This is a genomic window from Legionella nigrisilvae (assembly GCF_977063395.2).
Map to the genome: position 1 here is coordinate 210,005 of NZ_CDRUGZ020000019.1, position 20,213 is coordinate 230,217.

Consider the following 20,213-nt stretch of genomic DNA (forward strand, 5'->3'; position numbering starts at 1 on the left):
TTTCAAATGACTTTGGAGTATAGGGGTAATCGTTTTTTTTCTCGAGTAAGGAACAATCCCCTTAATTTTGATAGTGTAATTAAAGGATAAAAAATGAAATGGAATTTTTCTTTTCTCTAGGAGTTTTTTCGCAAAAGACCTATTTTCAGGTGAACTATAAATTCTTGAATGCACTAAGGTTCTAATTGAGTCTAAGGGTTTACGTAGGATACTTAAACGTTCGGGAATTTAATATGCTCCATCAATTTTTCAAAGAGCCTCTTCTATCTTTTTATTTAAAACGTATCGGCGGTGTATTTCTTACTTTACTGGGTATCTTCGGATTCATAGTAACACTTCCTTTTTCATTTTTAGGAGGGACTCTGGGCTTGTTAAAGGCAATCCTTAATAAAACTGATCCATTGCCCTTAGGATTTCAAGGAATAAGAATTGGTTCTTTAGGTTCCATAGATGCAATTATTTTCGGAATAAAATTAACCCGTTCAACAACACCCGTTATGGAGGTTAACAAATTCAAAGAGCCGTTGCTAAAAAGAAGTGAATCAGACGTTGATGAGCACGCTCCAATTGTTGCCCCCGCTGACATGGAAGAAAGGGTAGAGACGACACCAACGCTAAAACCCAGTGCTCTTTCCGATACCTTTTTTTCCAAAACCGAGGTGAAAATAACATCAGAGATACCAACGGTTCTCTCTGAAACCAACGAGGTAAGAGAAACTCCCGTATTTTTAGTTAAAGTAAACCAAGTTATAGCTCAAGAAGAAGCACAAGGTATAATTAAAATAGACGATGAAGTCTCAAGTGTCACAGAACCTTATATCGACGAATTAATTCTACTTATCAAAGCTCCGACCTCAAAAAATGAGTTTTGGACTCGCTTGGAGCAAATGGGGAACAAGGACATTAAACTTCTTGTTAGTAAATTAAGCACTTATAAAGAAAAAGGCAGATTTAGTTCTACCGAACTGGATTATTTATGGCGTCAATTTATGGGTTTTGAATTTGAAATCTCAAAAAGAGAAAATAAAGCAAGCAAATTTGCAGTAATGCTCGAAGCTCTATCTGAAGAACAATTAAAAGCATCCTTTGACTCACCCGACTTCTTAAACGTGTTAAATAAAGACGCATTTGCAGATAGTGCGGTCAACACGTTTACTCGTAAGCAATTGGAATTGTTTGCCTCCGATAGCAAACGGCATGAACTATTAAACTCTCTCATCAAAAAACTCAACCCAAGTCCTTACTTATTAGGTAAACTGGTCTCTATTATGCCTTATGCCACTTGGAAATTGAGGATAGCGATCCTTGATCAAATAAGCCATATGGCGCATCCTGTCTCTTTTAAGGTTGAACTTACCAAATTAGTTGACCATTACATTCAAGCAAATTTTCAAAAATATAAAAAGCAACTTGAAGCCTCACAAGCAAATACTCAACACACCACACCCCCATCTCTGTTTACAAAAAAATGGGCACCAGTAACACCGGTTTCAAAGCCCATTTATATAAACAGTTCGTTACAAAAAAAAGAGTGGAGCGATGAGGCTTTTGATGCATTCATTAACGAGTTAAATAGGTCCACCTTTATTGCAAATGAGGGAAAAATAAGTGCAGATTTAGATAGCCTACCAGATTATCGAATTAAAATGCTTGTAGAACGAGCCACATCGGCAGCAGGCCCTAGAAATTTACTAAGTCACATTTGGATACTCGATTCCAAAACAATAAACCATAAATCGTCCCTAGAGTGTAGAGAACATAGATTAAAAATTATTTTGGAGAATATGACTCAGTCGCAGCTTGAGTGCTCGCTTAACGATAACAAATTTTGGGAAATTTTTAGAAATCCTCAAGAACCGTTTTGTGAAATGGCAGCACGCGTATTAACCCCCGAACAATTTACAACAATTAGTACCAAGGCACCGCTTGAACGCCATACAGATTTTGCAATAATCATTGCGCACATCAAGAAAGATAGCCCCAACGAAAAACAAAGACTGCAAAACATCTTGGAAGCAATTACCCCTCATACTACTCCTTGGATTGCTTTGGCCTTGGAGCGCCAGATAAAAAATTTATTAACACACGATAAACATCTATATGAACATTTGCACAATGAATTAAAAAGGTCACTTACACACTCATTAGAAAGACCTGATGTTAATTATAAATATAAACGAGATCGCAGTTTAAATAAGCAAGCAATTTCCTATCTTATTGAGTCCCCTTCACACACCTCTAATACGACACCGTAACCTTTAAAAAAAACCATGTAGAGAAAAAGGCCGCAAAACCACGGTCTCTAAAGACAATTGTTCTGCCATGAGTTGGATTTATTTAACATAAGTTGTGTAAGAAAATATTTATCTTTTTATTAATTAAATATAATCTAGATATTCATGCCCTAGGGCTTCCAATAGGTATGTATCACTATGGAATGGTGAATGATAAAAAGGAATTTGCAATAATGCGTATTAAAACACTATTAATATCCCTGAGCCTTCTTCTCTCTTCAATCAGCTATGCCACTATTAATATTGGTACGCTTATATTTAAACCCCCTTATATTTTCTCTCCCAAAAATGGATTTGATATCGATTTAGCACAATTACTATGTCAGCGCCTAAAAGAGCAATGTGACTTTATTCCCATGGGAATGGATGAATTGTACAAAAAACTACAACAGGGAAAAGTTGACCTAGCAATGGGGGGTATTCCGATTTCTCATGACCTTAAAACTAATTTCATTTACAGTCTCCCCTATATGTTAAGTAAGGGACAGTTCCTCATTTTAAAAAATAGTGAAATTAATTCAATTAATGAATTACAAGGAAAAAAAGTCGGTGTCCTGCGGAATCCGCTCAATGGTGGATTGTTTTATGAATATTTATCGACACATTATGCAAAATTATTTCAAATGAAACTCTATGAAGACGTTGAAGATTTATTAGCAGATTTACATAATAAAACCATAGCAGCGGCTTTTCTCAATCGCTCATCTGTAAATTATTGGACTCAGGAAGGTGGCGATCAATTTCAGCCATTAGGCGAGGTACATATCGTTGGAGACGGTGTAGTCATCTTGGCTCCCCCCAAGAATCAAGCACTCATCGGTCGGGTTAATAATGTATTAAAAGCAATAGAAAAAGAAAATACTTACATAAAATTATATAATACCTATTTTGCTGATGAATAATACATTTTGAAATCGCTAAAGAAAAACATTTGCTTGGATGTTTGCAATCCACTCAAACTGTTCTTTGGGGGGCTTTGTTTTTTCACTTTTAAATTTGCTTTCTAATTAAAGTAGTATTAAACAGCTGTGTAATCCGATAATAATGGAGTTCTGATTAATTAACAAAGGAGCATGTTATGAAAAAGAGCTGTTTACTAATTGCCTTATTTTTATCACCCCTTCTGGTTTTTGCACATTCAAAGAGTTCAGAGCATCTTATTTTTTCTCCATTGCCCAACAGTAAAAATACCATATCCAGACACCATACAAATGAACAAGAACCACCTAATCTGAGTCAAATGATGCAACGGACCATTGATTTTCCAACTCAAATCGTTCGTGTTCATGGTGATGTAAGCGGATTGAACCTCAGTTGTGAGGAAGTAGAACAGGAAATAGACCGGATATTTTCAAAAAAAATCTCTGCGAATCTGTTTATCTACAACACATATATTAACTGCAGTTATGATCCGGAAAGTCCAGAAGAATACGCCCGCAGTTTTTCAATCCAGAGTTATTTTGATCCACTAACAGATAAAGCCATCGATTATCTAAAATCGTATCTGGATCAATATAATGGATACAATTTATTTAATACCACCACCTTGCAAATTGAACCTGCTAGAGGCGTTATTACATCGATGAATTTCAATGCCGGTTTAAAAAGCAATCCCAACAAAACGCCCTTTATGCTCTATCATCAAGACCGAAGTAATTTCTATTTTAAAAGTAATTTCGAAATGAGAAAGAAGTTAATTGCCGATATCTATCAACGGTTTTATTCTAACGATCCCGAAATCATTCTCCCTTTTTTAAAACAATGGGTTTCCTCTTCTGCAGAAACCATCTATTACTCCATTTTAAAGGCTTCCAATTATCTTGAATTACAGCCTGAACGAATATTTGTTATGGAACAAGAAGGCGATATCTTTGTATCCAGTTTAAAATATTATTTTGCCAATCTTTGTATGCAAAGAAATCCCAATAAACATTGCCTGTGATTTATACGATACTCTAGTAAAAACCCCAAACCAAAGCCTTGGGCTGAAAGCCCATAGTTCCGATTGGGGTTAAAATTAAACAGCCCTGGCACCGATAACTGGGTGATTAATGGCTGTTTATTATGGGGCCATGCATTGTTCAATTAGATTGTCCGTTTTACTATGGTTTTCTTTTTGTTTTTTAAAGAAATTATTAAGTCCTCCAACAAGGGTATTCCCGGCAGAAAATAATTTATCGATAAGACTCGAATCCATCTCCATTTCAAAACATCCGACTGTATTGATGTCATTAAAGTCACGAACAATCATTTGCGAGAAACACATCAGCATGTAATTTTGAACCGTTTCATCCTGTTCTTTCTGCTTCATCTTTTTAAAGTCCACATCACTCTCTAATTTTTTCCAGGTATAAAAGTTAATACTACGCCCATGGTTAGGATCAAAAAAATAAGCCGTTTTTTTCTTTGGATCATAACGAAGATAGATAGCATGCCCCCAAGATGCTTGATTTGCGACTAGGTCCCCATCTTTTTTCATTGTATGATGGCCAATGGATATTTTTACAATTCCATAATTTTTTAATTTCGAGTTCTGTTGTTGAACCACTGCTTTGGAAAGTATTTGATAGAGAGCATCCGCACTAAACGCAGGATCCTCTGCATAATTAAATTCACTATGCAATGCTTGAATTTTCTTAAGATGAAGACGTTTTAACACTGCTCGCGATAAACCATTATTCGCCACCTCTCCTATATTTATTTGATATAAAGCTTGATTGTAACGATCTTGCGGGGAAATTTTCACTTCCGCTCGCCATTGAGAGTCGGAGAGTACTTGATTTCTAGCTAAGCTGGTCATTTCTCGAGTAATGACCCTGTAGGTATTTGCCTGACATACTCCTTCACCTAATATCTCGTTAGTACCCCCTATAAATCCCTGAATATTTTCATACTGAATTGGATCACCCCATTGATTAAAAAAGGCAAGGTCCTTTTTAACATCGTCTAACATTCGAGTTCTTATTTGACTGGAAGTGTTATCGGTTAGGGGAGAAAGAATTGCTTTTATCTGATCGTATTGGTCAGTAAATCCAGCCAGGCTATCTTTATTTTCTTTAATTTTTTTATCTATATAGCGATAAAACGATTGCAGCCATTTATTTTGTGATCTTTTCAAACAGCTATCAACATGTTGAGAAATACTTGGATTAGAGTCACACAATTCCTTTTTACATTGCTCATATTCTTGTTCTAACAAATGAGTTGCTTCAGCGATGATTTCTTGTCTTGCTTTAGTGAGTATGTGGATCAAGGGGGTTAAAGAAGACTCACCTCCAGCAGCGATAATTTTTTCTTTCAAAGCCAAAAGGTCAATTTGATGTTGCAGCTCCTTCAAGGTAGGGATCTCATGTTCTGCTTGGCCATTAAGAACTAGATTTTGCAATACATGCTTTATTTTTTGTTGGACTAATTCTTTATTAACCTTTATTTTGCTGGGATCTAAAGCAAGATCGGTGAAGACTGCTGACTCATGGGGATTTTGGAGGAATTTTTCAGGATGAGTGATCTGCTGATGTACAAATGCTCGCTTTAACACAAGCGAAAAGTCGGCGAAATATTCTTTAGGTAATCGGGTCAGTGCCTTTTTAAGCTTTGGAAACATTTTAATTACCACTTCTTCTTGGGCAGTAATCTCACCTCGTTCAAGCTTTACATTTAATTTAGACATTTCCTCTTCGTATTCTTGTTTTGTTTTTTTTCCTTGAGCATAAGCGATAATTCGAAGTTTATCGGATTCTGTCATCATCCGCTCACTATCACGAATATCCGTTCCGATTACATCCCAGTTGCTAATCATCTTTTCAGCTATTTGTTTGTTTGTGCTTTGCTCTAAACGATCATAAAGATTTATCAACGCGGCACGATTACACGCTGAACGCACATTCACCACAAACTGATCCAATGCTTGAACATTTTTGGAATAATCAACCAATGTAGGCTTATCAGACATGTGTTCGATCACATGCTGAATATCACGAACTACTATAGGAGCTAACATGGCTACATTATCAACACGTTCCTGATCCATTATTTTGGTTACTACCTGGAGAGGATTCGAATTCACTAATGAAAGCGATTCGAGGAGTTCATCTTCAGCTGCAATTTTTTTTAACTGCTCCGAGAGTATTTGTATAAATCCTTCATTAGTTGTTTCCTTAGCCTCTGATATGGATTGGGTTCGTTCGATTGCAATCGCAAACCCGGCAGGAGACCCCATCCACTCTTTCTTTTTTTCTTCAATCATCCTAAGTAACTGTTGCTCCGCAATAACTATTTTTTCCATGAACTCATTTACTTCGGATAGTGAGCGTAATGGAGGAGTATTGTCTTTTAGGAGTTTGGAGGTAGGCCAGTTTGTTTTATATAATTGTTCAAAGGGTATTTTAGAGTTTAGTCCCGCACATTTTTTTCTCAACTCATCTAGAATAGACTCATTGATTAGCACGATGAGTTCGTGAGTTAATCGTTGCTGTATTTGCTGCCAATATTCAAAATCATTTGCATGGATTGTTCGTTGCGTGGTATCGAGAAGTAACTCTTTTTCATGGATCAATTCTATAATTGCAGAAGGATTAAAAACGTTGAATTTATTGGGGATATCGGTTGGATTTAAGCTATCCCAAAGACTAACTAAATAACTATCAGGATGTGACCTTATTAAATTAAGTGCATCCAAAGCCATTAATTCATTCTTAAATTGCTCCAAATTGCTGCTCAGTCGAATTCTGTATTCATTTGGAGTTGGAAGCGTCTCTTGATTCTCAGTATAAAAATAGTGCGCTGTTTTTTGAAAAAGCCAATTTTTTACAACCTCAATATTAAATGCTCTTAATTTCTCCTCATCTAATTGTTGAGGCCAATCTCCATCCTTTTTCCAATAAGCAGCCGTATTCAAATATTCACATAATTGTCGCAGAGAACTCCTTTCTTCTAAGGAATCCAGTGCAGAAGGAACTGCACTCATCATCCATGCCATTTTATCGTCGCATTGAACTTTTATTTTACTTAAATACTCTGAGTAACGAGTACTTTCAATGGAATATTCATCATCTTCTGAGGTAATTGTAGGCAATATCTTTTCTGGTGGGAGTGGGATAAAATTTACATCCACTTGGTTCGGAAAATCATCGTAATAATAAACATATTGTCCACTATATATAGGATTAGGCATAAAAATCTCATCAAAATATAAACACTTTGCGCATTATATACAACATCATCCTTTATACCATGAGTAATGCCCTGATTTTTAAAAAATGTTAATAAAAAAGATCAGCCCATAAAAAAAAGATTTTATTGCAGCTACATCCTGATTGAGGAGCTTCCATTCTTTTTACAACTTCAAAGCCTCGGAGTTTTACTTTCCTTAATTAAGTTTTTGAGAATAACTTCTTTAGCTGGCCATTGTTGAATTAATGATTTATTTAATTGCGAACAATTTTCAGCAAACCAAGGGCCAAATTGAAGTAAGAGCATAGGTATTCTAGGCTGGATACATCCTTTGATCTCTTTTTGAGTATCCTTTGTACATGGGACTTTGCTTCCAAGGCAATTTTTTATAATGTCATCTGTTACAAACTGCCAATTTTCAGGTGGAGTAACCCCTAGAAAGGAAGCAGTGATAATTTTAGACAAGATATTCTGACTTATCGAAACAAGTTTTTGGGGATCAACGTGTTCTTCGCAAAATTCATGGCGAAAGATATCGTTAATTTGCTTTCCTATACGTTGCGCTTCATCCTTATTAAAACAGGGAATTATATTAGCATCTGATGCCTCCACTGGATTAGCACTGAGTAAATGACTAGTTAATAAAAGACTTAATCCAAATAGAATTCTTCTCATTCTTTAACCTTTAATAATTCGTAATAAATTAAATATAGAGGAAAAAATCAGCGGTTTCCTTTATCAGTATCATAACGATTTAAAAAATAGACCCCGAATTACATTTTAGGAATTTGGAATAATTCTTTATAGTGTTCTTCGCTAAAACCTATAGCGAGTGTTTTGTTATGTTCTACCAAAATAGGCCTCTTGATAAGGGACGTATTGGCGATAATGAACTCTACCTGTTCAGGGGCACTCAATGCTTCATAATGGTCTTTATATTTTCGGTATGTCGATCCCTTTTTGTTGACGGGAAGCTCGCCTAAGTAATCACCCCAAGCTTTTATTTGTGTAGGAGTTGGTGGAGTTTTTTTGAAGTCGATAAACTCATACTCAATTTGATTATTCTCTAAGAAAGTACGTGCTTTTTTTACAGTATCACAATTGGGTATGGCAAACATTGAAATCATTTTTGTGCAGAATCCGACGATTAACAGGGTTTCATTTTATAATGTTGCGTTAATTTCTTCTAGGATATGGTATTTCGAAATAGTACCTTCGAACTAAGGAAATCCATAGCCTAAATTCGTTTTCTTTTCCTATATAGTAATCAATCCTGAATTGCAGGTTTCCTAAAGTGCACGCCAAAAGTTGTGAAGGCATACAAGTTCTTAGAACACCATTTGGAAAACCACCCGCTGAGAGATGATTATGCCCAAATTAAGTATAATTCGTGATTATTATGAACCCCTTAAATTTATTAAATCTCACGCTCAAGAGAGACCAATTGATGAACAGAACTTAATTGAATATTTAAATAAAACGTATCGTCATGCTTTAAGAAAAATATTACTCGCCTATCCCGCATCTTTTGCAGAAGATTCACCCATATTCGATTTGTGTATTGATGTGATCTTAAACAGCGACGATCTAACTCAAGTCACTGTGGAATGGATTGAAACACAAATAAATAAAAATAAGGCTCTCAGTAAACTAAAAAATTTACAATCAGACGACTCCGATATAAAAAAACTTCAATTAATCAAAACGGTCACCAAGGCGCATCAAGAGAACTTGGTTATAGATAAATCCATTCTTTCTTTTATAAATAGTGCACTCATTTTTGAAGATCTTTTAAGTAAAGACTATACATACCGTATCTTTGCTTTTTCTGAACAAAACGCTTCCGAAAAGACAGCTATTAAAGCACTGAAAGAAGCCTTACAAGAAAATCCAGTGGATCTTTTAGCGCATTTATCCACCTTGCGTAGCGGTAAATTAGGTGACGCGATTAGGCTCTTTGTAAAGCAAGGACTGGCAGATAATTTATTGGAAGGCCAAATTGTCCGCACGGTAAGTGAGTTCATCACAGCACTACATCAGCAAGTTAACTCTAATTCATCTCTCATCGCCGGTATGTGTTAATACCCCGATCACAAAGATTAATTAAGGAGAATAAATAGATTTTGAACAACCAGGGTTCTCTTTAGGTTTACATACATTCAGCAGAGACTTTTTACTTAGATATTCGTCGGTCTTAAAAAAGGCAATCGCAGAATTTGGTGTTGCTAATTGGTTTTGTTCATATTGATGCAGTAAATTGCATAGTTCCGTATATCCTAATGCGGCTGCAAGTTCATGCAGTGATACAACAACTAAGGAGGATGCATCAATGGGTTGATTTGGGTGATTTTTTTTACGAACTAATTCGTCCACTAAGCCTTCATCTATTTGTGCAGCACGTGCAAATTGATACAGGGAATCGACCTGGATGTTTAAGCTCATGGTTTGGGTTAGTGGGCAAGCAAGTAATTCTTTTACAACATCGATATGGTTGCAGCAAATGGCAATTAACATGGGAGTAACCCCTTTAGCATCCGATACAAGATTCGGATCAATGCCCTCTTTTATAAGACTTTTAGCCATGACGGGATCATTATCTAATGCGGTAAGAAGCAGTAAATGGGAACCTGATTGTTTCATTTTTGTTGCATTAATTTGATGTATTGATCGGAATTCGCGGTGATTTTCCCATGCTGCCACGCGTTTTTTGAATTCTTCCTCATTTGATTTATTACAATAAATATTAGTTACAAACGCACATTGATTGCCCGACGAGAATGCGTTAAATACGCTCTGGGCTATCTCTTGTACCTTCGCTCCCGGGATGCGTTCAGGTTCATGACTCCCGTTAATAAATAGCCATTGATCCAGTGCCGGATCATATCCCACTGTAAGGGCATGATCGCCACTGCCAAGAATTAAAGCAATTGGTTTTTTTATTCCATTTAATTGACTTTTGAGGGTTAGAAAATATTGAAATAATTCCTCAGGGCTATACCCCCCTATAAAACAGCTTATCCTGCTAATTCCACCATTTTGTTCCAGCTTTTTGGAAAGTACTCGCGGAGCACTGAGCAATGTATCTTGTTTTAACTGCACGCCCTTTTCAAATAAAGGACCATGGAATCCAGGTCTCTGATATACTTCTACGCCCTCAAAAAAAGCCATATACTCGCGTTCTGGGTTAGAAAACGCTGTTTCCAATGAGTCTAGCTTTTTTTTGCAGTGTTCTAATTGCTGCTTTATAAAAATAGCGTATAAAAATTCATTCTCTTTCCTATTGAGTTCCCTTTTCAACTGACCAAAATCAATCTGCTCTACCTGTAACAAATGCAGGGACCATATTTTTCTCATCTCGCGAAGTTTATCGTCAAGATTTAACGTGTTTATTAAAGATTTTTTGGCTTCTTCTTGTAATTGCTGGCTAGGATTTACAACCTCTTCCTCCAACATATCGATAATTCTACGGATATCATCCCGTTCGTTATAAATATTGATAAGCTCTAGGAAACGTTTCTCAAATGGGTTGAATTCTTCGGCGAGAATTGCTTGCATTCCCATGTTGGCAACACCAAAGCACATTCCGCCAGGATCAGGGTGATATCCTGATTCGTTCATTAACTCAAAGAGCCAATCTTTATGCTCTTTATCTCTCACTTGTGGCACATTGCCTACTTTTTCATCACATTAAAAGAGATGCAAGCATAAAGCGTAGCTTGATGACTTGCAACCACCAACAATTGCAACCCAAACCCAGGGGCATCACGGTTACTTCTTTACAGGAACATTTTTTAACATGTCGCTAGATTCTTCCAGCGCATTATTAATTTTTGATACTACATCGTATTTAGAATGAAAAAATCTATTACGGCCGCTCTTTCCAACGGGTTGGGCTAAAGTCTTCGCCTCTTCTTTGGTAATTTCGGCTGCTTTAATATAAGTCTTAATCGATTGCCGCAAAGTTTTATCTAATTGAGAGATGATCTCGTAATAATTCTTTGATTCATCAATAGGCCTTGCAAAATCTCTCGTGAGTTGTTCCGTAGCACTCTGGATATGTTTTATCTTGTTTTCAATAACCTGGTATTTTTCATTATCTACCCCATATTTTTTTTCTAATTTATTGCGTATTTTTATCAGGGCTCGCTCTAAATTTACTGCTGCACCAACAACCATTTGCTGTTTTTTCTGAAAAAGATCATAAACCTCAATAAGGTGTTCTTGAGTATTATATTTTCTGATGTAGTCGGTATTATAATTTCTAATCAAGCCAAAAGTGTGTTTGGAAGGATTAAAATTCTCTACCTGATTCGTATATGTGTCGGAAACTTCGTCATATTCCTGGTAGTAATTTTTAGTTCGGGAACGATATTCTGAAGCTGGATATACATCGTTCGACCAAGGATCGCAAATATAAGCTTCTTTACCCCAGGTTTCCGGTTTTCGAGGGTCACTGTCTTTTTGTCTTCCAACTACAAGTACCACATGATTTCCGCCTTGTAATTGAAAAACTTCTGCATTTACATGAGGGACATAATGAGCAATATAATCTAAAGCCAATTCGGAAAGCTCATTACAATTTCCAATCGAATATTTTTTACTGCACTCAATAGATTGATAAAACTCATAAACATAATAGTCAAACTCTAGCCAGGAACTTACAGTTTTTTGAGATTGTTCTCTTACATCTTTTACTGCGTCGCTAAGACTTTTTTTCTTATCAAGAGGATAAGAATTATTAATAAGTTGAGTTCCACCTTCTATAATAAATTCTCTTGCGTATTTATTAGCGAGAAGAGCAGCATCCTTATTTGAGTAAGGAACAATAGCCTTGGGCAACTTCATAACAATCAAAATTAAGCAGATTTAAATCAAATTATAGTTCAGTATCTTCCTTTTCTGGGATTATTTAATCAATTTGACGCCTAAATGTTCCTATCAAAATAAATTACGTATGCTTTGTTTTTCCATGAAGAAACGCCGTAATGCGAGTACTTAGGGCATCAGGAATTAACTTAGCAGAATACGCAAGCATCTTATTTATGATCCCAGGAATAATAAATAGTTTATTTTGTTTAAGGCCTCGATAGGCCGCTTTTGCGACGTATTCCGTAGATTTGACCCCAATAAGACCTCGAGCTAAAAAACTATTTTCCATCCCAGCTTTTTTAAAAAAATCTGACTGGGTAGGACCAGGACAAAGTATGGAAATTGTAACCCCTGTGCCTTTTAATTCATAAGCCAGTGCTCGTGAAAAGAATACTACATAACTTTTTGAGGCATAATACATGGCCATAAAAGGACCGGGTTGAAAGGCTGCAGTAGAGGCGACTTGAAGTATCTTACCTCGACCTTTGTGGATAAATTTTTTGACAAAATAATAAGTTAATTTAGTTAATGCCGCCATATTGAGTTGTATCATTTCATTTAAATACTTCTCATCCATAGAGGAAAAATCGCCCAGGTAACCAATACCTGCGTTAATAACCAAACAATCTACTTCTATATTAAGAGTCTCAATTTGCTTCACTAAAGCAGCAGGAGATTTAAGTGCGCTGAGATCCAGTGGAATGATAGTTACCTCGACCGGATACTTTTCTTTGATTTGAAAAGCAAGCTCTTCCAACAGACGCTGATTTCTCGCAGTTAAAATTAAATAATGACCTTGACTTGCAAATTCAAACGCTAACGATCGGCCAATTCCTCTTGAGGCACCCGTGATGAGAGTCATCATTTTTAAAAACGTCGATTAATCACCTTCCCTATATTATAGATGATTACTGCACCAGATCGTGGCTCCCCCAAACAGACTATGCTTCACCTAAATTTAAAAGACTTGAGCTCGTTCTCTTCCAAATCACCCAAATAGATAGCGGGTTGTATCCCAATAGTGGAATCGGAAGTGTTAATTATCGTACCTATCTCCGTGTGAGCAGCTTTTTTTTCAACCTTAATAAATAGGGTCCCCGGGCGAGCTACTAAATTAGGTTTTTCTGCGCCATCAGCGATAATCAGCTGTACATCCAAAGATATATTGTTGTCATTAACAAAATTAGATAAAGAGCTTTGTACACTATCGTAACAAATTTCCACGCCCAACTTCAGTCCAGAAAACTCCTTAACTAAGGTGTCCTCCATCCCTGATTTGAAAAAAATTCGACGTAAATCCAAGTAATTTAAAAAACCTTCATCAGTATAATCAAAATCATAATTTGTATGGGGATATCTTTTTTTGTATTTTTCTACCTGGCCACGATGGAAAAAATATGCCGTGTTGCGATAATAATTTTGGGAATCGTGCTTTGATTTTTTATACCAACAAAATGTTCCTGGAGCAATTAACATGTCTGTGTCTTTGGACAGTTCTTGTATTCTTTTTTTAAATAAATTTTTTTGCGTTTGAGAATAATATTTGTGATAACAGGTTTCGGATTGATCTTTAAAAAGATACTCCGGTGCTACAAATATTGCTCGCGGTGGTGTCATTGCAGGCGGCTTTAATTGTTTTTCTTCCTTTTTTAGCACTTTAAACATTATAGACCAGGGTAAGCTTGTTTTTTTACTTTTAGGAGAAGGATGATTCATTTCATTGCTAGCTGTTTCTTGCAGCGTTTTTTTAGCAAGAAGAATGCGTTTTTCTAAAATGTTTAACCGTTCCTCAAAAGAAGAATAAAAAAACTCCTCATCGGGTTGAAATACAAAAACTTTAAAATTCGCAATTTCGCTTGAGAGGGAGTTGTTTTGCTTAGCTGTATTTTTAGGCGTGTCAATCACTTCTTTTTTATGACGCATACAGGAACCTTTAATGATAAAATGATAATTACCGTTTTGAGTTAAAAATTTACTAACTACGTCAAATCATATCAACTGAACACATTTTAATCAATTATTCAAAGCAAATCAGCTACACCCGTTAACGGTACAATGCGTGTAAAATTCCTCTCTTTGATGACTGACCAATAGTCCTATATAATCCTACTTACATCATCATGGTTGGGTAAAGGATACCAATGTTTCAATCCATTTTAATATTTGCACTTATGACATTTAGCCTCATCGCTCAAGCAGCCCTCCCTGATGATCCAATTCAGCGCTGCTTAGATGTTAGAAGGTTCGCCGACTTCACCACACGACAGAAAATGGCCGCCAAAGAGCCCGGAGTGTTGCGCTTTAAATTTCATAAAATTTCAGCATCTGAGCTACCGTTAGATAATCCAGCCGGCAATATGGGCGAAGTGATTAAAGCATTGAATAATCAGATTGAAAACTGCAAGAAACATCGAGGTGAATTTCAAGCAATGACCATCGCGGGTCATACATATAAACGACAAGAATGGTGTCATAATATCAACGAGAAAATGCTCGCTCTTGCAAAATCCGCCCGTGGCGATTTTAAAAAATATTTATCGAGCATCAAAACCGAATTTGACTGGTATAAAAGCGATGGCTGGCCCGAAAATCATGCGGGATTTAAAAAGGGTGAGTTTCAATTTACTGCTTATTATGCACCAGCTCCTGTTGAGGCACGCACCAAACGTGGCGGTGCATTTTTATATCCTATGTATAGTAATCCTGGTGTGGTGCATGTAGCTTCGGAATGCAAAAAATATAATTTGAAAGCGCCTCTTTGTGGGGTTGACCCACTCACTAAAATGGCACGTGGATTTTGTCTGAAGAATGCAGATGGCACATACTCCGTAGTGCCCGACCGAGAAGAGATTGAACACGGAGCTTTAAATCCCAAATATATACTTGGCTACGTTAAAGACCCAAATGATCCCGCTTTTTTAATGCTTGAAGGCTCTGGTTCATTAATTCTTGATGGCAAATTATTCCACATCAATTACGATGGGGCCAACGGCAGGCCACGCACTATGCTGGGTCGCATAGTCCAATGCGCGCAAGATCCGACCTGCGGCGGGAACCTGGACACAATGGAACGGTGTGCTAAAGATCCTAAATGTCATGATGAAGCAAAATTACGTTGTAATGTGTCTAAAAAAATTAGACAAAGTGCAGCATCGGAACAGTTGATTCGCCAATATTTAGATAACCCGCTTAACCGTGATAAAGCTGCCGACTTGCGCAATCGAGATCAAAGCTATGTATTTTTTACTAAAGAAGATGGCGGCCCTTATGGTTCAGAAAATATTTCTCTAACCCCCCATGCTTCATGTGCAACAGACCACAAGGTAATCCCTGTTGGTATGAGTTTTATCTACAATTGCAAAAAATCGACATCTTGGTGCGTAGCCCAAGACACTGGGGGCGCTATTATGGGGGCTCATGTGGATGTTTATACGGGAGAGGGAGACCAGGCGGGTGTGGAAGCAAATCAGCTAAATCATCCAGGCTCATTATATATAGCCCTTCCGAAACGTGGATAAGACTCAGAAAACTTTTCTTTAAACTCCAACGTAGCCTGGTTGTTCGCAACCAGGTTCAATCCAAGTTTCGCAATAATTCAAGCTTTGAAGGTATCTTTGAAATACCCATTTCTTAAATCCTCTTCAAAATCAGTTGGCCATATGGTTGCATAACCCGTATTGTACGTTTTGGTTATATCTGTGGCTTTGCACCTAATACTTACTTTGCCAAGTATAAGATAAGGATTTTGGGTGTAATCCGTTTCATCTTGCTCAATTAAGTCGAAATCATTCTCATCATACCCATAACGGGAGAGAATATCTTGATAATTATCAAATAAATCAGCTTCCATAATCTTAACTCCTCAAATTAAAATTATAGTACGTAATACCTGATTGCTAGCAACCAGACATCCATACCGGCTAAGCATTCCTCCACTATTACCATATGAACGGTATAAGCCGAGTTGTGACTTTTTTTTGATAGTCCGTATATCCGGGTAAATCATGGACGAGTATTTTTTCCTCATTTAAGATACGAGCAACTAAAAGGAATATGAAAATGGGAAGCAAAAGCAAGGTCCACAATGAACCGAGTGCAAGCGGCGTACCAATAAAAAGAAATAGGGCTCCAAAGTACATCGGATGACGAACCAATCCGTATAGGCCTGTGGTAATTACTTTCTGTCCTTTTTCCACACGAATATTGGCAGCAGCATAGGTGTTCACTTTTGAAACCAGATAGAACATGTAGAATGAGAACATCACGAACAGGTCACCGAGAATGGAAACATACCACGGCACTAATGACCATCCATTACGTACATCGAGCGGCGGTAGCAGGATCAGTACCAGGCAGGCAATATAGAGAAAAAAGATAATTATTTTCTGAATAGGTTCCTTTTCATAGGCTATCCCGACTTCAGTACGCCGCTTAAGGAGAGCAGGATCATGTATTGCAAGATATATACTGTAGGCAGCAGATGCACTAATAATTACCACCAGATAAACCCAACCTTGCCAATAGTTTAGGGTACCTGCAGGAATAAAAAGAAGCGCCAGAAACACAAGCATTCCTAAAACTGAAGATCGAATCAGCTGTTTATAGAGAGCGTTCATATCTACTTCTTTTCGGAAGTTATCATCAAATTATAGAACTTAAGTTCATCTAATACATAGCGCGCTTATACAAATACAACTATCAACATAGTCATGGCTAGTTTCAAAAAATCTGGAATAAGAGAAACGCAGGTATGGTTTTGATCCAATCTTTGTTAAAGAAATATGGCAAATAAGACGCCATATTGATTGAAATAAATCAAATCATTATAATCAAAGTTTAGTTTGTAGAGGCTTTTGTGGATAACAAATTTGAACTAAATTCTAAACCATCTTCACGTAAGTTATTTTTAAGAACGGATAATTCACCCTGCATACTTCCTAAGACAGTGGAGAAATATAATGCAACTCCGGCTATGCATTTAAATCTGCTCCCTAGCAATATAACTGGATATGTCGATTCAGGTTATTTGAGTACTTTTGAATACAAAAAAGGGCTAGGATTAGACTCGACCCTGGAATATAGTACCAATTACAAATATATTCACTTTCTTTTTTTAGACTCCGAAATTGCAGAAGTTATTCAATTAACTGGGGGAACGAGTGGATTGACCCATGATGGAGAACAGACCCATTTAATCGCGACGGAGGGAACCGTTTGGGAACTGCCTTGTTATCAATCGGAAATTCCACAAATTTTTTATACCGATGGGGTAGAGGTAGAATTAGGATCCTTAAAAGTTCGCTCTGCTTTTGAAGTTCTTCTTGGTGGGAATTGGGCTGATTTTGCGGAAATCATTAGCATTGAAGGCATTCTTGCCCATACATTATTCAAACAAGCACGGGGTAAAAGTGAAGAGGAGTTCTACACGCTTTTATTACAACTTGCACACCCGTATGTCATTGGAAAAACAGAAGTCCAGCCAGAAGCTTATCAACTACGCTATGATACGGCCTCAGAAAAAGCCATTTTAATTAATTGGTGGAACCGTTTATCCAGTTCAAATAAAAATCAATTAATCATTTTTTATTCCAATCTTCACAATAAATCGCAGAGCTACCCTCAACCTAATGATTTCAAGTTTTTAAAAGAACTACATCAGTTATATACAACTAAAAATAAATTAGAACAAAATCATCCTGAAATGCGGAGTTATTTCCATCTCGTAGAATCGGCGATCGATAAATTCGACGCGCTTTGTCGAATTTATAAAATGTATGAAAGTCCAAAACAAAGTTTTATTCGCATGGGGTTAATGGATATTCTCTCTGGTAATTTTCCTCAACAAATAACGCCAAATACTATTCATGATTTATGCAATACTCTAGAGACTTACATAGATTATTTAACATTGGAGACTCAATTTTGTCTGCTTGTTAGCGAGATCCATTCTTTAAAGTTAACCGTAGAAGAACAAGAAAAGTTATTCCCAACATTAGGTAAATTTGTATCCATTATTGAATTGAACTGTAAAAAAGATATAGATAATTTGCATGCAAGGCTAGATCATTACCGCCACAATATGGCGGATATTAAAATAAATTTACCCAAAATTAGAGACGGTCTCAAAGCATATAAATATCAAAAACATTATGCACAGGCATCAAAAGTCTGCAATTTTTGTAATGAGCTACAAATAATAGAGCTTCCTACTGGCACCTTAGCGGAGTGGTTAAAAAAATTTTATATGACTCAAGCCAGTACCGTTTTTCAATCATGCGATGAATTCGAAGAAGTCATTACATATGGTAAATTAATGGATAGTTTGCTGAATCATGCAAAAAGATTGCATGATTCAATCATAAAGTTCAATAAAGCAGGTGAACTCGATCCCCCCTTCAAAAAATATTTTCTTAGTGAATTACAAAATAATATCGTTTTTTCTATAGCATGTTTTAAAAAAATAAATGAACGCGATCCCTATCGCGCTGCTCAAGACATGGATTATAAAATTCAAAAGTTATCCAATTGGACCACCATTCTTGCAAGGGGAAATTATAAAACAATTTATCCAGAATCAGCTCGAATGTTCTATGAGCCCTTTTTTAATCCTCAGAAAAGAGATAGAAATCAAAATGAATCCCAATACGAATTAGGAGGTTATTCCAAGAAAGGCCGGACTTAGTTTTTGTATGAGCTCTTTATTCGAGTGACTAATGACCTTTTTTCGATTTACCTGAACTATAAATAAAAATTCTTTACCAATTTGCGTTTTCCTGAATTAATAAATACTTAATAAAATATTCCTGATAAATTCTTGTGATTTGAAATCAGGATAGAACCGATTTCTCTTTGCAATTTTGGAGTCTTTATGTTCACTCAGCGGATGATGGTAATTTTAGGATTCTTGTTTTGCACTCTAGCTTTCGGAGACAAAGTGTCTCCTATTGCTACGAAAATAAATCAGGTTATTTATATCACTTTGGACGGTGTTCGTTGGCAAGATATTTATCAAAATCAGCAGCATTTGCCAAAATTTTGGCAAATGCATGCGAACAAAGTTATTTTTTATGGAAACCCTAGGGGCAATAAGCCTATGTACACCGCTTCAGTACCGATAAGTCTTCCTTCATATCAAAGTCAAATGGCCGGGGCGGTACAACCCTGCGCAGATAATAAGTGCGGTAGAATTAAAGTTGAAACTTTGCCAGAAGTTATTATTCAGCAATTGCATCTACCTAAAAAGGATGTGGCAATCTTTTCCTCTTGGCCTGAGATTGCCTATGCTGTAGAGCATATTCCAGGGACAACATTCAATAATAATGGAAATGAATCAGTCTATGATCCTAACCATTTAAAACCAGATCAAGTAATGAAGGAATTGAACCAAAAACAACTTGAGGATCACCCTAAAGGCAACGATCGTTATGATCGTTACACGTTTGCCCAAGCATGGCATTATTTTATTACCTTTCAACCTCGCTTCTTATGGATCTCATTAAATGATGCCGATGAGGCGGCCCACGTCAATGATAGAACAGCCTATTACAAGATATTGTCCTATTATGATGGGGTACTCGATGAAATTTTGAGCTATTTAAAAAATAAGGGGATAGACAAACAAACCCTGGTCATAATAACTACGGATCATGGTCGCGGGGATGGGAGCAATTGGGTACATCATGGCCCGGAATATCCCGAATCTAAGAAAATATGGGCCTTTGTGATGAACGGACAATTGGCCCGCGATGCTGAAGATAAAAAGAAAAACCGCTATAGTTTATTGTCTATCCGTCCCACTATAGAAAAGGCTTTAGGTTTAGATAATTAACAGTTAAACAGTAGGCAACTGATTTATATTCATTTCAATAATAAGCTATA

General features: G+C 36.6%; 16 protein-coding genes. 7 read left to right on the forward strand and 9 right to left on the reverse strand.

All coding sequences use genetic code 11. The features are described from left to right. The first annotated feature begins 233 nt into the window (after positions 1-233). The 3 genes from ACWTE2_RS05960 (at position 234) to ACWTE2_RS05970 (ending at position 4,236) form a co-directional block, all read left to right on the forward strand. A complete protein-coding gene (locus ACWTE2_RS05960) occupies positions 234-2,255 on the forward strand; it encodes a hypothetical protein (RefSeq protein ID WP_454784599.1) in 2,022 nt (673 codons plus the stop codon). A gap of 212 nt (positions 2,256-2,467) precedes the next feature. Then, on the forward strand, positions 2,468-3,196 hold the full coding sequence (locus ACWTE2_RS05965) for a transporter substrate-binding domain-containing protein (RefSeq protein WP_454784600.1): 729 nt from the start codon (positions 2,468-2,470) through the stop codon (positions 3,194-3,196). A gap of 176 nt (positions 3,197-3,372) precedes the next feature. Further along, positions 3,373-4,236 carry an Lpg0189 family type II secretion system effector gene (locus ACWTE2_RS05970; RefSeq protein ID WP_454784601.1) on the forward strand — a complete coding sequence of 288 codons (864 nt, stop codon included), beginning with the start codon at positions 3,373-3,375 and terminating at the stop codon, positions 4,234-4,236. A gap of 120 nt (positions 4,237-4,356) precedes the next feature. On the opposite strand, the gene ACWTE2_RS05975 is transcribed toward ACWTE2_RS05970, so the two are convergent. The 3 genes from ACWTE2_RS05975 to ACWTE2_RS05985 all read right to left on the reverse strand — a co-directional run bounded on the left by ACWTE2_RS05975 (position 4,357) and on the right by ACWTE2_RS05985 (position 8,593). Then, the gene (locus ACWTE2_RS05975) at positions 4,357-7,467 is read right to left on the reverse strand and encodes a hypothetical protein (RefSeq protein WP_454784602.1); all 3,111 of its coding nucleotides are present in this window, start codon (positions 7,465-7,467) and stop codon (positions 4,357-4,359) included. Positions 7,468-7,637: 170 nt separating this feature from the next. Continuing rightward, on the reverse strand, positions 7,638-8,141 hold the full coding sequence (locus ACWTE2_RS05980; protein ID WP_454784603.1) for a hypothetical protein: 504 nt from the start codon (positions 8,139-8,141) through the stop codon (positions 7,638-7,640). A gap of 98 nt (positions 8,142-8,239) precedes the next feature. Then, positions 8,240-8,593 (reverse strand): arsenate reductase family protein, encoded by a 354-nt coding sequence (locus tag ACWTE2_RS05985; RefSeq protein WP_454784604.1) that lies wholly within the window; start codon positions 8,591-8,593, stop codon positions 8,240-8,242. A gap of 241 nt (positions 8,594-8,834) precedes the next feature. Between ACWTE2_RS05985 and ACWTE2_RS05990 the strand changes: the two genes are divergently transcribed. Then, the gene (locus ACWTE2_RS05990) at positions 8,835-9,548 is read left to right on the forward strand and encodes a hypothetical protein (protein WP_454784605.1); all 714 of its coding nucleotides are present in this window, start codon (positions 8,835-8,837) and stop codon (positions 9,546-9,548) included. Positions 9,549-9,569: 21 nt separating this feature from the next. On the opposite strand, the gene ACWTE2_RS05995 is transcribed toward ACWTE2_RS05990, so the two are convergent. The 4 genes from ACWTE2_RS05995 to ACWTE2_RS06010 form a co-directional block, all read right to left on the reverse strand. Next, positions 9,570-11,132, reverse strand: coding sequence for an ankyrin repeat domain-containing protein (locus tag ACWTE2_RS05995; RefSeq protein WP_454784606.1), 1,563 nt, complete (start codon positions 11,130-11,132; stop codon positions 9,570-9,572). 102 nt (positions 11,133-11,234) lie between these two features. Continuing rightward, the gene (locus tag ACWTE2_RS06000) at positions 11,235-12,311 is read right to left on the reverse strand and encodes a hypothetical protein (RefSeq protein ID WP_454784607.1); all 1,077 of its coding nucleotides are present in this window, start codon (positions 12,309-12,311) and stop codon (positions 11,235-11,237) included. 103 nt (positions 12,312-12,414) lie between these two features. Next, positions 12,415-13,200 carry an SDR family NAD(P)-dependent oxidoreductase gene (locus ACWTE2_RS06005; RefSeq protein ID WP_454784608.1) on the reverse strand — a complete coding sequence of 262 codons (786 nt, stop codon included), beginning with the start codon at positions 13,198-13,200 and terminating at the stop codon, positions 12,415-12,417. A gap of 83 nt (positions 13,201-13,283) precedes the next feature. Then, the gene (locus tag ACWTE2_RS06010) at positions 13,284-14,258 is read right to left on the reverse strand and encodes a carbon-nitrogen hydrolase family protein (RefSeq protein WP_454784609.1); all 975 of its coding nucleotides are present in this window, start codon (positions 14,256-14,258) and stop codon (positions 13,284-13,286) included. A gap of 218 nt (positions 14,259-14,476) precedes the next feature. Here ACWTE2_RS06010 and ACWTE2_RS06015 point away from each other — a divergent pair, with 218 nt between their 5' ends. Beyond that, positions 14,477-15,853 carry an MltA domain-containing protein gene (locus ACWTE2_RS06015; protein WP_454784610.1) on the forward strand — a complete coding sequence of 459 codons (1,377 nt, stop codon included), beginning with the start codon at positions 14,477-14,479 and terminating at the stop codon, positions 15,851-15,853. A 77-nt stretch (positions 15,854-15,930) separates the two neighbouring features. On the opposite strand, the gene ACWTE2_RS06020 is transcribed toward ACWTE2_RS06015, so the two are convergent. After that, positions 15,931-16,185 carry a hypothetical protein gene (locus tag ACWTE2_RS06020; protein ID WP_182391856.1) on the reverse strand — a complete coding sequence of 85 codons (255 nt, stop codon included), beginning with the start codon at positions 16,183-16,185 and terminating at the stop codon, positions 15,931-15,933. An 88-nt stretch (positions 16,186-16,273) separates the two neighbouring features. Further along, positions 16,274-16,951 (reverse strand): methyltransferase, encoded by a 678-nt coding sequence (locus tag ACWTE2_RS06025; protein WP_454784611.1) that lies wholly within the window; start codon positions 16,949-16,951, stop codon positions 16,274-16,276. Between the two features lie 239 nt (positions 16,952-17,190). Between ACWTE2_RS06025 and ACWTE2_RS06030 the strand changes: the two genes are divergently transcribed. After that, a complete protein-coding gene (locus tag ACWTE2_RS06030; protein WP_454784612.1) occupies positions 17,191-19,017 on the forward strand; it encodes a hypothetical protein in 1,827 nt (608 codons plus the stop codon). A 186-nt stretch (positions 19,018-19,203) separates the two neighbouring features. Then, a complete protein-coding gene (locus tag ACWTE2_RS06035; protein WP_454784613.1) occupies positions 19,204-20,163 on the forward strand; it encodes an alkaline phosphatase family protein in 960 nt (319 codons plus the stop codon). The last annotated feature ends 50 nt before the right edge of the window (positions 20,164-20,213 follow it).